Source organism: Streptomyces cellostaticus (assembly GCF_001513965.1).
Taxonomy (GTDB): Bacteria; Actinomycetota; Actinomycetes; order Streptomycetales; family Streptomycetaceae; genus Streptomyces; species Streptomyces cellostaticus.
In genome coordinates this window covers 23,190-35,544 of record NZ_KQ948050.1, presented here as the reverse complement: position 1 = coordinate 35,544, position 12,355 = coordinate 23,190, and the positions used below count along the sequence as shown (strand labels likewise).

Annotated in this window: 13 protein-coding genes; 3 read left to right on the top strand and 10 right to left on the bottom strand. The window is 70.6% G+C overall.

Features of this window, described 5'->3' with window-relative positions; all coding sequences use genetic code 11:
• Window positions 1-31 precede the first annotated feature (31 nt).
• A complete protein-coding gene (locus AQI88_RS37835) occupies window positions 32-760 on the bottom strand; it encodes a type 1 glutamine amidotransferase (protein WP_067009031.1) in 729 nt (242 codons plus the stop codon).
• Window positions 761-780: 20 nt separating this feature from the next.
• Window positions 781-2,019, bottom strand: a complete 1,239-nt coding sequence (locus AQI88_RS37830; RefSeq protein WP_067009028.1) for a MurT ligase domain-containing protein — start codon at window positions 2,017-2,019, stop codon at window positions 781-783.
• Between the two features lie 159 nt (window positions 2,020-2,178).
• Between AQI88_RS37830 and def the strand changes: the two genes are divergently transcribed.
• Window positions 2,179-2,718 (top strand): peptide deformylase, encoded by a 540-nt coding sequence (gene def / locus AQI88_RS37825; RefSeq protein ID WP_067009025.1) that lies wholly within the window; start codon window positions 2,179-2,181, stop codon window positions 2,716-2,718.
• 31 nt (window positions 2,719-2,749) lie between these two features.
• Here the strand turns inward: def and AQI88_RS37820 are convergent, their stop codons facing one another.
• Window positions 2,750-3,394 carry a TetR/AcrR family transcriptional regulator gene (locus AQI88_RS37820; protein ID WP_067009021.1) on the bottom strand — a complete coding sequence of 215 codons (645 nt, stop codon included), beginning with the start codon at window positions 3,392-3,394 and terminating at the stop codon, window positions 2,750-2,752.
• Window positions 3,395-3,560: 166 nt separating this feature from the next.
• Between AQI88_RS37820 and AQI88_RS37815 the strand changes: the two genes are divergently transcribed.
• The gene (locus AQI88_RS37815; protein ID WP_067009018.1) at window positions 3,561-4,790 is read left to right on the top strand and encodes an acyl-CoA dehydrogenase family protein; all 1,230 of its coding nucleotides are present in this window, start codon (window positions 3,561-3,563) and stop codon (window positions 4,788-4,790) included.
• Window positions 4,791-4,802: 12 nt separating this feature from the next.
• On the opposite strand, the gene AQI88_RS37810 is transcribed toward AQI88_RS37815, so the two are convergent.
• The 3 genes from AQI88_RS37810 to AQI88_RS37800 are packed head-to-tail and all read right to left on the bottom strand — an operon-like array spanning window position 4,803 to window position 7,607.
• Window positions 4,803-5,324 carry a cupin domain-containing protein gene (locus tag AQI88_RS37810; protein ID WP_067009014.1) on the bottom strand — a complete coding sequence of 174 codons (522 nt, stop codon included), beginning with the start codon at window positions 5,322-5,324 and terminating at the stop codon, window positions 4,803-4,805.
• Window positions 5,325-5,331: 7 nt separating this feature from the next.
• Window positions 5,332-6,546 (bottom strand): cytochrome P450, encoded by a 1,215-nt coding sequence (locus AQI88_RS37805; RefSeq protein ID WP_067009011.1) that lies wholly within the window; start codon window positions 6,544-6,546, stop codon window positions 5,332-5,334.
• Window positions 6,543-7,607, bottom strand: coding sequence for a type III polyketide synthase (locus AQI88_RS37800; protein ID WP_067009007.1), 1,065 nt, complete (start codon window positions 7,605-7,607; stop codon window positions 6,543-6,545). The genes AQI88_RS37805 and AQI88_RS37800 overlap by 4 nt, the downstream gene beginning before the upstream one ends.
• Window positions 7,608-7,770: 163 nt before the next feature.
• Here AQI88_RS37800 and AQI88_RS37795 point away from each other — a divergent pair, with 163 nt between their 5' ends.
• On the top strand, window positions 7,771-8,433 hold the full coding sequence (locus tag AQI88_RS37795) for a thiaminase II/PqqC family protein (protein ID WP_067009004.1): 663 nt from the start codon (window positions 7,771-7,773) through the stop codon (window positions 8,431-8,433).
• A gap of 38 nt (window positions 8,434-8,471) precedes the next feature.
• Here AQI88_RS37795 and AQI88_RS37790 read toward each other — a convergent pair whose 3' ends face one another.
• The 4 genes from AQI88_RS37790 to AQI88_RS37775 form a co-directional block, all read right to left on the bottom strand.
• Window positions 8,472-8,705, bottom strand: a complete 234-nt coding sequence (locus AQI88_RS37790; protein WP_067009138.1) for a DUF6213 family protein — start codon at window positions 8,703-8,705, stop codon at window positions 8,472-8,474.
• Between the two features lie 25 nt (window positions 8,706-8,730).
• Complete coding sequence (locus AQI88_RS37785) at window positions 8,731-10,116, bottom strand: NADP-dependent succinic semialdehyde dehydrogenase (RefSeq protein WP_067009000.1); 1,386 nt, start codon at window positions 10,114-10,116, stop codon at window positions 8,731-8,733.
• Window positions 10,117-10,191: 75 nt separating this feature from the next.
• Window positions 10,192-10,665 carry an NUDIX hydrolase gene (locus AQI88_RS37780; protein WP_067008997.1) on the bottom strand — a complete coding sequence of 158 codons (474 nt, stop codon included), beginning with the start codon at window positions 10,663-10,665 and terminating at the stop codon, window positions 10,192-10,194.
• The gene (locus AQI88_RS37775) at window positions 10,662-12,200 is read right to left on the bottom strand and encodes an ATP-dependent DNA ligase (RefSeq protein ID WP_067008994.1); all 1,539 of its coding nucleotides are present in this window, start codon (window positions 12,198-12,200) and stop codon (window positions 10,662-10,664) included. Before AQI88_RS37775 ends, AQI88_RS37780 begins: the two co-directional genes overlap by 4 nt.
• Between the last annotated feature and the right edge of the window lie 155 nt (window positions 12,201-12,355).

Sequence of the window (12,355 nt, the reverse complement as noted above, 5' to 3'; positions counted from 1 at the left end):
GGCGCTTACGCAGGCTGCTGCGCCACAGTGATCACGCAGGCTGCTGCGCAGCCGCGATGCGCTCGTTGCGGAGCGCGTCGTACCAGCGGTCGTCGATCGCCGGCAGCGCGTTGACGTCGAGCGCCAGCTTCAGCAGCAGGTCGGCGATCTGCGGGTTACGGGCGAGGACCGGTCCGTGCATGTACGTACCGAAGACCGTCCCGTTGTACGCGCCCTCCGTCCCGTCCCCGGTGCCGTTGCCCCGGCCCAGCCGGACCTGGGCGAAGGGGCGGGCCGTGGGGCCGAGGTGGGTGACGCCCTGGTGGTTCTCGAAGCCGGTCAGCTGGGGCAGGCCGAGCTGCGGGTCGATGTCCGCGAGGACGTCACCGACGCACCGCTCGCCCTCGCCGCGCACCGACACCACGTCGATCAGGCCGAGGCCGGGCTCGCGCTGGCCGAGGTCGTTGATGAACTCGTGGCCGAGGATCTGGTAGCCGGCGCAGACGGAGAAGACGATCGCGCCGTTCTCCACCGCCCGCTGCAGATGGCCGTCGCGCCGCAGTCTCTCGGCCGCCAGCCGCTGCGGCCGGTCCTCGCCGCCGCCGATGAGGTAGATGTCGCCGGAGGTCGGGATCGGCTGGTCGCTGCGCACGTCCAGCCGGGCCACGTCCAGGCCCCGCTGCCGTGCCCGGCGCTCCACGACGAGCGCGTTGCCCTGGTCGCCGTAGGTGCTCAGCAGGTCCGGGTAGATCCACACCAGCCGCAGTTGGTTGTCGCTCATGAGGTGATCGCCCTTCCTGATCAGTTGCCGACGCGGCGGCGCAGGTCCTGGAACGCGGTGTAGTTCGCGATGACCTCGATCCGGCCGGGCGGGGCCAGCTGGACCGCCTGGTCGAGGTTGTCGCAGACCTGGAAGTGCTGCCCCGCGACCTCCAGGCGGACGGCGAGGTCGAGCTTCCGGTCGCCGATGACGAAGATCGGGTGGCCGGTCAGCCGCGTGTAGTCGACGTCCCACAGCCAGGAGGTGTCGGTGCCGTCGGCCCCGCGCGCGTTCACCGACAGGATCACCGGGGTGGGCGGGGGGTCGATGAGGGAGAACGTCTCCAGCCAGCCGGCCGGGTTCTTCGCCAGCAGCAGCCGCAGGTCACGGTCCTGGAACTGGACGACGTCGTACCGCCCGGCGACGGCCTGCACCTGGTACATCCGCTCCAGGGCCACCTGCGGCGGCACTCCGAAGACGGCGGCCACGGCCGCGGAGCTGGCCGCGTTCGCCTTGTTGGCGCGGCCCGGCAGCTGGAGGTGGATCGGCCAGGCGGACCCGTGCGGATCCAGTACGTGATCCCCGGACAGCGCCCAGGTCGGCGTCGGCCGGCGGAAGCCGCACTCGCCGCAGAACCAGTCGTCACCGGGGCGCTGCATCACGCCACCGCACGACGGGCAGGACCAGGCGTCGTCCTTCCACATCTGCCCGGCCGCGACCCAGATCACATTCGGGGAGGAGGAGGCGGCCCAGACCACCAGCGGGTCGTCGCAGTTGGCGACGACCACGGCCTTGGACCCGGCCAGACCCTCACGCCAGTTCTCCGCGAGCATGCGGGTCTCGGCGGCGCGGTCCAGCTGGTCACGGGAGAGGTTCAGCAGGGCGATGCACTTCGGGCTGGTGTCCCGCGCCACACCGGCCAGGTACTTCTCGTCGACCTCGATGACACCGAACTTGCCGTCCGAGCCGCCCGCGAGCGCGGAGGTGATGCCGGCCGGCATGTTGGCGCCGAGCGCGTTCGACACGACCGGGCCGGCGGCGCGCAGCGCCTCCGCGATGAGCCGGGTGGTCGTGGTCTTGCCGTTGGTCGCCGACACCAGGACGACGTCCAGGTTCTGCGCGAGCCGGGCGAGCAGGTCGGGGTCGAGTTTCAGCGCGACCCGGCCACCGATCACCGACCCGCTGCCGCGCCCCGCGGCGCGTGATGCCGCAGCGACCGCCTTTCCCGCGGTCACGGCCAGCTTGGCCCGCGGCGTGAGCGGGTCCGAGTTGCCTGCCATCAGTTCTCGATCCTCCTTGCGTACGCGCCGCGCCCTGGGCCATCCGGCAACGTGGTGTGGACCTCAGCCTATCGAGATCCATTCGCACACCCGAATCCCGGCTGCCGGTGAGCTGCCTGCGCGGCTGGCGTGTGCCGAGGGAACCGTACCCTTGCGACCATGCGACACGGTTCCATCCCGGGCGCCCACGGGCGAGTCCGGCCACTCACACTGCTCGGCGACACCCCGCTCAGCGAGCCATGCGGGGAAGTCACCGACTTCGGCGCCGAACTCTCCCGGCTGGTGGAGGACTTGTTCGCCACGATGTACGCGGCACAGGGAGTGGGCCTGGCCGCGAACCAGGTTGGGGTCCCTTTGCGGGTGTTCGTGTACGACTGTCCGGATGACGAGGACGTGCGGCACCTCGGACATCTGGTGAATCCGCGGCTGGTGGAGACGGACGGTGTGGTGATCCGCGGCCCGGAGGGCTGCTTGTCCCTGCCGGGGCTGGAGGCGGGGACGGAACGCTACGACCACGCGGTCGTCGAGGGTTTCACGGTGACCGGAGAGCCGGTCACCGTGCACGGCACAGGATTCTTTGCCAGGTGCCTGCAGCACGAGTGCGACCACCTGGAGGGCACGGTGTACGCCGACCACCTGACGGGCTGGCGCCACCGCAGGTTGATGAGACAAATCTCCCGATCTTCCTGGCACCGGTGAGCGGTGTAGGGCAGGGGCCGGAAGCGAACCGTCAGAACCCGGGACCGCCGATTTTGTCCCCCGCAGCAGCCAGACGCCCCCACAGGAGATCGGCGAGCGACCTGACCAACTCGGCGCGCGAACACGGCCGCTCACCGAGCCACCAGTCCCCGGCCGCGTGCATCATCCCGACGATCCCGTGCCCCCACACCCGGGCGAGCTGCTGACTGCCGGGTCCGAGATCCAACCGCTCCTCGATGACCTGAGCCAGCTCCTCGCCCATCCGCCGAAGCAGCGGAGCCGAATGCTTGCCGACGTCGAAGCCCTGGTCGCCGCCGGTGCTGCCCTCCGCCGGATGCATGAGGAACCGGTACACCTGAGGCCGTGCCTCGATTGCGGACAGATACGTGTCCAGCGTGGACTCCACCCGCTCCCGTCGATCGGCCGGAGCGTCCAGTGCCGCCCGCAGCGAATCGAGCAGTGCGTCCGTGTGCCGCTTGGCAAGCGCGGCGTAAAGTCCGCCCTTGTCTCCGAAGTGGCGGTACAGGATGGGCTTCGTGATACCGGCCTCGGCGGCGATGGCGTTCATCGACGCCTGCGGGCCGTCGCGGAGCACCACCCGGTCGGCGGCCTCCAGCAGCTCGCGCCGTCGGCGGTCGGCGGACCGTTGCTGATCGGTCCGCTGTGTGGTGTCCATGTGCTCTCCCCACCCGTGCTGATTCGGTGACGCCTGCGCAAACTAACACTGACTGTGCCCCTGACATCGAACGGGATGCCGAGGCGTCATGAGGAGTTGACTTTTCCTACCGGTCGGTAACAGACTCGGGTTACCGCTAGTAACACGCGCCGCCGCTGGAGGGGACATGGCCGAGTTCACCATGGAGCTCAACGACGAACAGAAGGAGGTCCGGGACTGGCTGCACGGCTTCGCCGCCGACGTCATCCGCCCCGCGGCCGCCGAATGGGACGAGCGTGAGGAGACTCCCTGGCCGGTCATCCAGGAGGCCGCGAAGGTCGGCATCTACTCCCTCGACTTCTACGCGCAGCAGTATTTCGACCCCACCGGCCTCGGTATCCCGATGGCCATGGAGGAGCTGTTCTGGGGCGACGCGGGCATCGCCCTCTCCATTGTGGGCACCGGCCTGGCCGCCGTGGGCGTTCTCGCCAACGGAACCGAGGAACAGATCGGCACCTGGATCCCGCAGATGTACGGCGACCCGAACGACGTCAAGGTCGCCGCCTTCTGCTCCTCCGAGCCCGACGCCGGCTCCGACGTGGCCTCCATGCGCACGCGTGCGGTGTACGACGAGGCCAAGGACGAGTGGGTGATCAACGGCACGAAGACCTGGGCGACCAACGGCGGCATTGCCAACGTCCACGTCGTCGTCGCCGTGGTCGACCCGGAGCTGGGCTCCAAGGGCCACGCCTCCTTCATCGTCCCGCCGGGCACGCCGGGCCTCGCCCAGGGGCAGAAGTTCAAGAAGCACGGCATCCGCGCCTCGCACACCGCCGAGGTCATCCTCGACAACGTCCGCGTCCCCGGCTCCTGCCTGCTCGGCGGCAAGGAGAAGCTGGACGAGCGGCTGGCCCGTTCCCGCGAGAAGGCGAAGGCCTCCGGTGGCGAGCGGGTGAAGAACGCGGCGATGGCCACGTTCGAGGCGTCGCGGCCGGCCGTGGGCGCGATGGCGCTCGGCACAGCCCGGGCCGCCTACGAGGTCGCCCTCGATTACGCCAAGACGCGCGAGCAGTTCGGGCGGCCGATCATCGACAACCAGGGCGTCGCTTTCCAGCTCGCGGACATGCGGACGCAGATCGACGCTGCGCGGCTGCTGGTGTGGCGGGCCTCGTGGATGGCGGTCAACGGGAAGCCGTTCACTGCGGCCGAGGGGTCGATGTCCAAGCTGTTCGCCAGCGAGACCGCGAAGACGGTGACCGCGCAGGCGATCCAGATCCTCGGTGGCAACGGGTACACCCGTGAGTACCCCGTCGAGCGGATGCACCGGGATTCGGCGATCTACACGATCTTTGAGGGTACGAGCGAGATTCAGCGGCTCGTTATTGCGCGGACGTTGGCTGGGATGCCGATTCGGTAGTGCCGTGGGGAATCACCCGTGCCTGAGTGGAGTCAGTTGCTGGATGTCGTACTTGGCCCGCAGCGCCTCGATGGCCTCCTGGTCCGGCGGCCCCCCGTTGCCGAGGATCTCCAGCAGCTCCTCGAAGTAGCGCTCGTGATCCGGTGGCGGGCTCGCCTGGAAGAACATCTTCGCGGGTGTGTCCGTCGGGTTGGCGAAGGCATGTGGGCATCCCGGTGGTACGACGATCACCGTGCCCGGAACGGCCCGTACCACTTGGCTGCCCGAACTCGACTCCCACTTCCGCCAGTTGTCGGGGGTACGGACGCGCGGCTCGAAGGCGAGTACGTCCAGTTCGCCTTCGAGTACGTAGAACAACTCCTCGCTGCGGGTGTGCACATGGGCGCCGACGTCGAAGCCGGGCGGGACCTCCACCTCGAAGGTGGAGGCCGTCCGCGAGTGGGTTCCGGTGACCTTGAACGTGACCCGCTGGGCCGGCGTCGCGACGACGCGGCCGTGGCCCGGCGGTACGAGCAGTCCCTCGGTCTCCGTCATGGGCCACTCACCAGGTCACCGGCAGGGCCTCGGGGCCGCGGATCAGCGCGCCCTTCCTGAAGGGCACCTGGTTCGGCGGTACGGCGAGTCTCAGGCCCGGCACCCGGTCCAGCAGGGCGTCCACCAGCAGCTCCGACTCCAGCCGGGCCAGCATGCCGCCGGGGCAGTAGTGCGGGCCGAAGCCGAACGCCACGTGCGGGTTGGGGCTGCGGGAGACGTCGATGGTCTCCGGATCGGGGAAGACGTCCGGGTCGCGGTTGGCGGCCAGGTAGGAGACGTAGACCGGGTCGCCCGCGCGGATGCGGGTACCCCTGACCTCCACGTCCTCCCTCGCGATCCGGGACAGGCCCACGGCGTTGCGGTGCGGGATGTAGCGCAGCAGCTCGTCGATGGCCTTCGGGCGGATCTCCGGCTCGGAGCGCAGCCGTTCCACCAGGTCCGGGCGGGTCAGCAGCAGGTAGAACATCTGGCCGCTGTTGTTGGTGACCGCCTCGCCGCCGATCTGGAGGAGGACGGCGAGGCCGACGGCCTCCTCCAGGGTGACCTCGTCCCGGCCCACCGCGGCACCGAGCAGCGAGGTGACGTCCTCGGCCGTGCTGCCCTCGCGCAGCCCGATGAGGTCGGAGAAGTACGCGCTCATCTCGCGCTTGGCCTTCTCGCTGATCTCCTTGCCGTGCGAGGAGGACAGGATCAGCTGGGTCCAGGTGTGCATGCCGTGCCGGTCGGCGGCCGGGACGCCCATCAGCTCGCAGATCACCGCGATCGGGAAGGGGCTGAGGATCGTCGCCGTGAGGTCGGCGGGCGGGCCGTCCTGGAGGAGTTCGTCGACCAGCTCGTCCAGCATGCGGCGGGCCCTGTCGCGGACCCGCTCCACGCCCTTTGTGGTGAACGCGGCGGCCACCGAGCGGCGCAGCCGGGTGTGGTCGGGCGGGTCCAGGAAGCCGACCGCGCCCCGGTCCGGGATGAAGTGCGGGGCGAGCCGGGTGACCTGCTTGCCCATGACCGCCTCGCGGCTGAAGCGGGGGTCGTTGGTCACCATGCGTACGTCGTCGTAGCGGGTGACCAGCCACGCCCAGCCCTCGCCGTTGGGCAGCTGGATGCGGGTGACCGGGCCCTCGCGCATCAGCTCGGTCAGCACCGGGTCGAAGTCCGTCCCGGTCAGGTCGAGGGCCGGCCAGTGCCGGACCGGGGGCAGGGTCTCGGTGAGGGTCTCTTCGCTCATCGTCTCATCTCGCCGTTCCGGACCCAGCGGCCCACGGTCATCTCGGCGGTGATGCCGGGCCCGAACCCGGCCAGCAGCCCGCGCGCCCGGTGCTCGGCACCGCCCTCCTCGAACAGCCGGCGCAGCGCGTCCAGGACGACGGCGCTGGCGATGTTGCCGTACTCGGTGAGCGTGGCCCGGCTGAACCGGAAGGCGTGCGGGTCGACCTGCAGGAACTTGCTCAGGTCGTCGAGTATTCGGGGCCCGCCCGCGTGGATGATGTAGAAGTCCAGGTCGGCGGCGTCCCAGCCGTGTGTGCCCGCGAGGTCCTGGAGCGCCGGGGCGAGCGGCTCCATGGTGGTCGGCACCCGCTTGTCCAGCAGGAAGTGGAAGCCGGTGGCCCGGACGTCGTACGCGATCCAGTCCTCGGTCTTGGGGATCAGGTACGAGCCGTTGCGCTCCAGCTGGACGCCCGTGCCGCCCCGGCCGCGCACCACGGCCGCGGCGATGCCGTCGCCGAACAGGCCGTTGGACAGGAGCGAGCCGACGCCGAGGTCGGTGGGCTGGTAGCACAGCGAGCAGAACTCGCAGGCCACGATCAGCACGTTGCCCTCGGGGTAGGCCGAGCAGAAGTCGTGGGCCCGGTTGATGGCGGCGCCGCCGGCCGCACAGCCCAGCTGGGCTATGGGGAGCTGGCGGGTGGTGCTCGGGAAGTCCATCTCGTTGATCAGCCACGCGGTCAGCGAGGGCATCATGAAGCCCGTGCACGACACGTAGATGATGACGTCGACGTCGGACGTCAGGAGTTCGGCGTCGTCCAGCGCCCGCTGGATCACCGCGGGGACGCGGGCCTTCGCCTCGGCCTCGTAGAGCTTGTTGCGGTCCTCGAACCCGGGGTGCTTCAGGGTCTCCTCGATGGGCTGCACGATGTGCCGGGTGCGGACGCCCGTGTTCTCGATCAGCCGGAGGGCCAGCGGGAGCTGGGGGTGGTCCGCGTGGTGCTCACGCGCCAGGTCCAGCGTCTCCTCCATCGTGATCACGTGTTCTGGTACGGACACCGAGGGTCTGCACAAAGTCGCCATGAGCCGTCCCTGCTTTCGCCGTCCGGCAGACCTGCGCCCGCCGGTCAGAAGGTGGTCCACCCAGGTTCACCCGAGGGGGCGACTATCTCTCGTCGGATTACTCCGAATCGGGGACAACGGGTAGGGATCGGATCCGGACCCGCACCCCCCTCAGGAGGACCCGATGACTCCCTCGGCCGCTGAACTACTGGCCTCTGCCACCGCTCAACTCGCCCCGGACCCCCGGGCCAACCGCCTCGTCCCGCTGATCGCCCGGGGCGAGGCGAGCCGCGAGACCCTCGCTACCCTGGCCCTGGAACAGCAGTGGGTGATCGCCGCGGACCAGCGCTCCTTCGCACATCTGGCGGAGCGCGCGGCCGGCACCCCCGCCGCGGCCGCCTTCTTCACCTCGCTCGCCGAGGGCGAGACCCTGGCGGGCGAGCATCTGACCGCGTTCGCTGCGGCATCCGGCGTGACCGGGCAACGAACCCGCTCCTACACCCCCCGGCCCGGCTGCCAGGCCTACCCCGCCTACGTGTCCTGGCTGGCCCTCAACGCCTGCCCGGCAGACGCGATCCTGGCCCTCACCGCCAACTTCTCGGCGTGGGGCGGCTGTTGCGCCCGCATCGCCGACGGTCTGCGCCGTCACTACGACTTCCCGGACGAGGCCTGCGCCTTCTTCGACTTCTTCGCGGAACCGGATCCCGACCTGGACACCTGGGCGACGTCAGCGGTAGAGGCGGCGCTGGACACCGGCCGCCTGAACGAGACAGCGGCGCACCAGTACGGCCGTTTGCTCCAGGCATACGAGGCAATGTTCTGGGCAACGTTGGGGCAGCCAGCCTAGGGGCGCGGAGCTGTGTTCCCTATGCGGCTCCGCCGCGCCTACGGCGCCCCACTGCTGTGCGCGATACAGGCCACATCAATACGATCCGCAAGCTTCGCCAGCTCAATCGTCAACGCGGCAACCGTGTCCTCGTCCAGCCCCTGCTCCCCGTCCTCGACAAGATGCAGCCACCGCCCACCCACGGTCCGCAACAACTTACTCACGTCGGCCGCAGCCACCTGCAAGGTACCGCGGTCGTCGACGATCAGAGGCAGAGTCACTTCGCGGTTCACAAACGGGATGGTAGCCGCGCAGCACTCACGCACCCTGCCAAACCGTGGTGATGTTGCAGAACTCCCGGATTCCGTGCTCGGACAGCTCACGCCCGTATCCGGACCTCTTCACACCTCCGAACGGAAACGCCGGATGGGAGGCGGTCATGCCGTTGACGTACACGGCCCCCGCCTCCAGGTCCCGTGCGAACCGCTCCACCTCGTTGTCGTCCCGCGTCCACACGTTCGAACTCAGCCCGAACGGCGAGTCGTTGGCGATCAGGACCGCCTCGTCCAGGTCGCCGGCCCGGTACAGCGTGGCGACCGGTCCGAACGCCTCCTCGCGGTGGATGCGCATCTCGCGGGTGATGCCCGCCAGTACCGTCGGCGGGTAGTACCAGCCCGGCCCCTCCGGGCGCTGCCCGCCGCACAGCACCTCGGCCCCGCTGCGCTTCGCGTCGTCGACCAGCTCCTCCAGGTCGCTCCGTCCCTGCTCGCTGGCGAGCGGCCCGACCTCGGTGTCCTCCTCCAGCGGGTCGCCGATCTTGAGCGCCTTCATGTCCGCGACGAACTTCTCGGCGAAGGCGTCGTACACGTCGGAGTGCACGATGAACCGCTTGGCGGCGATGCACGACTGCCCGTTGTTCTGCACCCGCGCGGTCACGGCGATCCGCGCCGCCCGGTCGAGGTCGGCGGAGGGCATGACGACGTACGGGTCGCTGCCGCCCAGCTCCAGCACCGTCTTCTTGATCATCTCGCCGGAGGCGGCGGCGACCGCGCGTCCGGCCGGCTCGCTGCCGGTGAGCGTCGCGGCCTTGACCCGCTCGTCGCGCAGGACGGCGTCGACCGCTCCCGAGCCGATCAGCAGCGTCTGGAAGCAGCCCTCCTTGAAGCCCGCCCGGTGGAACAGGTCCTCCAGGTACAGGGCCGTCTGGGGAACGTTCGAGGCGTGCTTGAGCAGGCCCACGTTGCCCGCCATCAGCGCGGGCGCGGCGAAGCGGATGACCTGCCAGAGGGGGAAGTTCCAGGGCATCACCGCGAGGACGGGCCCGAGCGGCCGGTAGCGGACCCGGACCCGCAGGGCGCCGGAGTCCCGCACGTCCGACTCGGCGGGCTCCTGGTCGGCCAGCAGCCCCTCGGCGCGCTCGGCGTACCAGCGCATCGCCTTGGCACATTTCGCGGCCTCCGCGCGGGCCTGCTTGACCGGCTTGCCCATCTCGGTGGTCATGACCCGGCCGATCTCCTGCTGGTCCTCCTCCAGCAGGTCGGCGGCCTTGTTCAGCAGTCGGGAGCGTTCGGCGAACGTGGTCGTCCGGTAGGTGCGGAACGTCGCCTCGGCGAGCTGGAGCCGGCGTTCCAGCTCCTCCTCGCCCATGGGCTCGTACGTCTTGAGCGTCTCGCCGTTCGCCGGGTTCACCGTCGCGATGGGCATGGCTGACCTCCCTGGGAGCGGGCTTGCTTAGACCTTCGCGCGCGCAGGTGCCCGCCGCAACGCGTGAGGCCCTCTTCAGCCCGAGTGCTCCGCCAGCCGGTCGAGAAACGCGGCCTGCGCCCGGACGATCACCTCTCGCGCCCGGTCCGGACCGAACCACGCCACCCGGTCCAGCTCCGGGAACTCCTGCATCCGGCCGGACCTCGGCGGCCACTCCATGGTGAAGGTGCCGGGGTCGATCGTCTCCGGGTCCAGGTCGGCCTCGATCGCCCATACCGTGACGATCTTGCCGTTGGCCTGCGCGACCTCGCCCAGCGCCACGGCCTCCCCGTCGGGCGGCGCCAGCCCCAGCTCCTCGCGGAACTCGCGGCGGGCCGCCTCCCAGGCGGGCTCGTCGGGCTCGTACTCGCCCTTGGGGACGGTCCACGCACCGGCGTCCTTCTTCGCGAAGAAGGGGCCGCCCATGTGGCCGAGCAGCACCTCCAGCCCGTCGTCGGTGTGCCGGAACAGCAGCAGTCCCGCGCTGCGTTTCGTCGTCCGCACCGTCACGGCTTGACCTCCGGGTGGGCAGCCAGCAGGGACTCCACCGTATCGGCCTCCCCGGGCCGCTTGTCCTCGCGGTAGCGGACGACGCGCGCGAAGCGCAGGGTGACGCCGGCCGGGTAGCGGGAGGAGCGCTGCAGGCCGTCGTAGGCGATCTCCACGACGAGTTCGGGGCGTACGGTGACCCCCCAGCCGTTGTCCTCGACGGCCAGCTCCTGGAGCTTCTCGGTCTGCCAGGCGAGCATCGCGTCGGTCATGCCCTTGAAGGTCTTGCCGAGCATCGCGAACGTGCCGTCGGGGTTGCGGGCGCCGAGGTGGAGGTTGGAGAGCCTGCCGGTGCGCCGGCCGTGGCCCCACTCCGCCGCCAGCACCACGAGGTCCAGGGTGTGCACGGGCTTGACCTTCAGCCAGGAGGCACCGCGCCGGCCCGCGCTGTAGGGGGCGTCCAGCGCCTTGACGACCACGCCCTCGTGGCCGCGGGCCAGGGTGTCGGCGAGGAACTGTTCCGCCTCGGGGATGTGCTGCGGCCCCGACGCCACGGTCCGGCGGACCCGCATCGGGCCGGGCACCAGTTCGGCCAGCAGCGCGTGCCGCTCCGAGAACGGGAGGTCGAGCAGCTCCTGGCCGCCGACCAGGAGCACGTCGAAGAAGACCGGGCAGACGGGCACCTCCCGGGCGGCCCTCGCCACATCGGTCCGGGAGCCGACCCGGCCCGCCGTCTCCTGGAAGGAGCGGGGCCGGCCGTCCGCGTCGAAGGAGATCACCTCGCCGTCGAGGACGAACCGCTCGCTCGCCAACCCCAGGGCGGCGCGGGTCACTTCGGGCAGCCGGTCGGTGATGTCGTCCAGGGTGCGGGTGTGGATCCGCACCGCGCTGCCGTCGCGGTGCACCTGCACGCGGATACCGTCCAGCTTCTCCTCCACCGCGCACGCGCCCAGCTTCTCCACCGCCTCGGCGACCGAGGAGGCGCTGTGCGCCAGCATCGGCAGCACCGGACGGCCCACGGTGAGCCGGAACCGCTCCAGTGCGCCCGGTCCCTCGGCAAGCAGAGCCTGGGCCACCGTCTGCAGCGACCCGGCGAGCATCACCGCCCGCCGCACGTCGGCCGGGTCCGCGCCGGTTGCCCGGGCGAGGCCCTCCACGGCGACCGCGTCCAGCGCGCCCTGGCGGACCTCGCCGGTGAGCAGGCCGAGCAGGAAGCGCTGCTCCTCCTCGGTGGCCGCGCCCATCAGCTCGCCGACGATCCGGGTCCGCTCCGCCTGGGAGCCGGGCCCGGACACCTTGCCCAGCTCGCTGAGCCGGGCGTCGACCTCCCGCACGGTCAGGGAGGGCTCGGCGGCCGGCGGGACCGGGCGGCTGAGCACCTTCCAGCCGACGCCGAGCCGCCCCTGGGGGAGCCGTCCGGCCAGATAGGGGATGACGATCGGCACGTCGTCCGCCTCCGCCTCCCGGAACAGTTCCGCGAGCAGGGTCGTCTTGCGGGACCGGGCCGCCGTCGCGGCGACCTCCCGGGACACCTCCGCGAGCCGGGACAGCAGCATGCAGCCATGGTGCACCAGCGTTCCGCCGGATGCGCGGTGCCTTACCTGCGGGTACGTCGTGGCTGGTCGCGCCCGCGCGGCGGCAGCCGCACATCGGACACAGCGCCGCGCCCCTTTGGGGTGTTGCCGTCGCACCCTGCTGTATTGACAAGCGC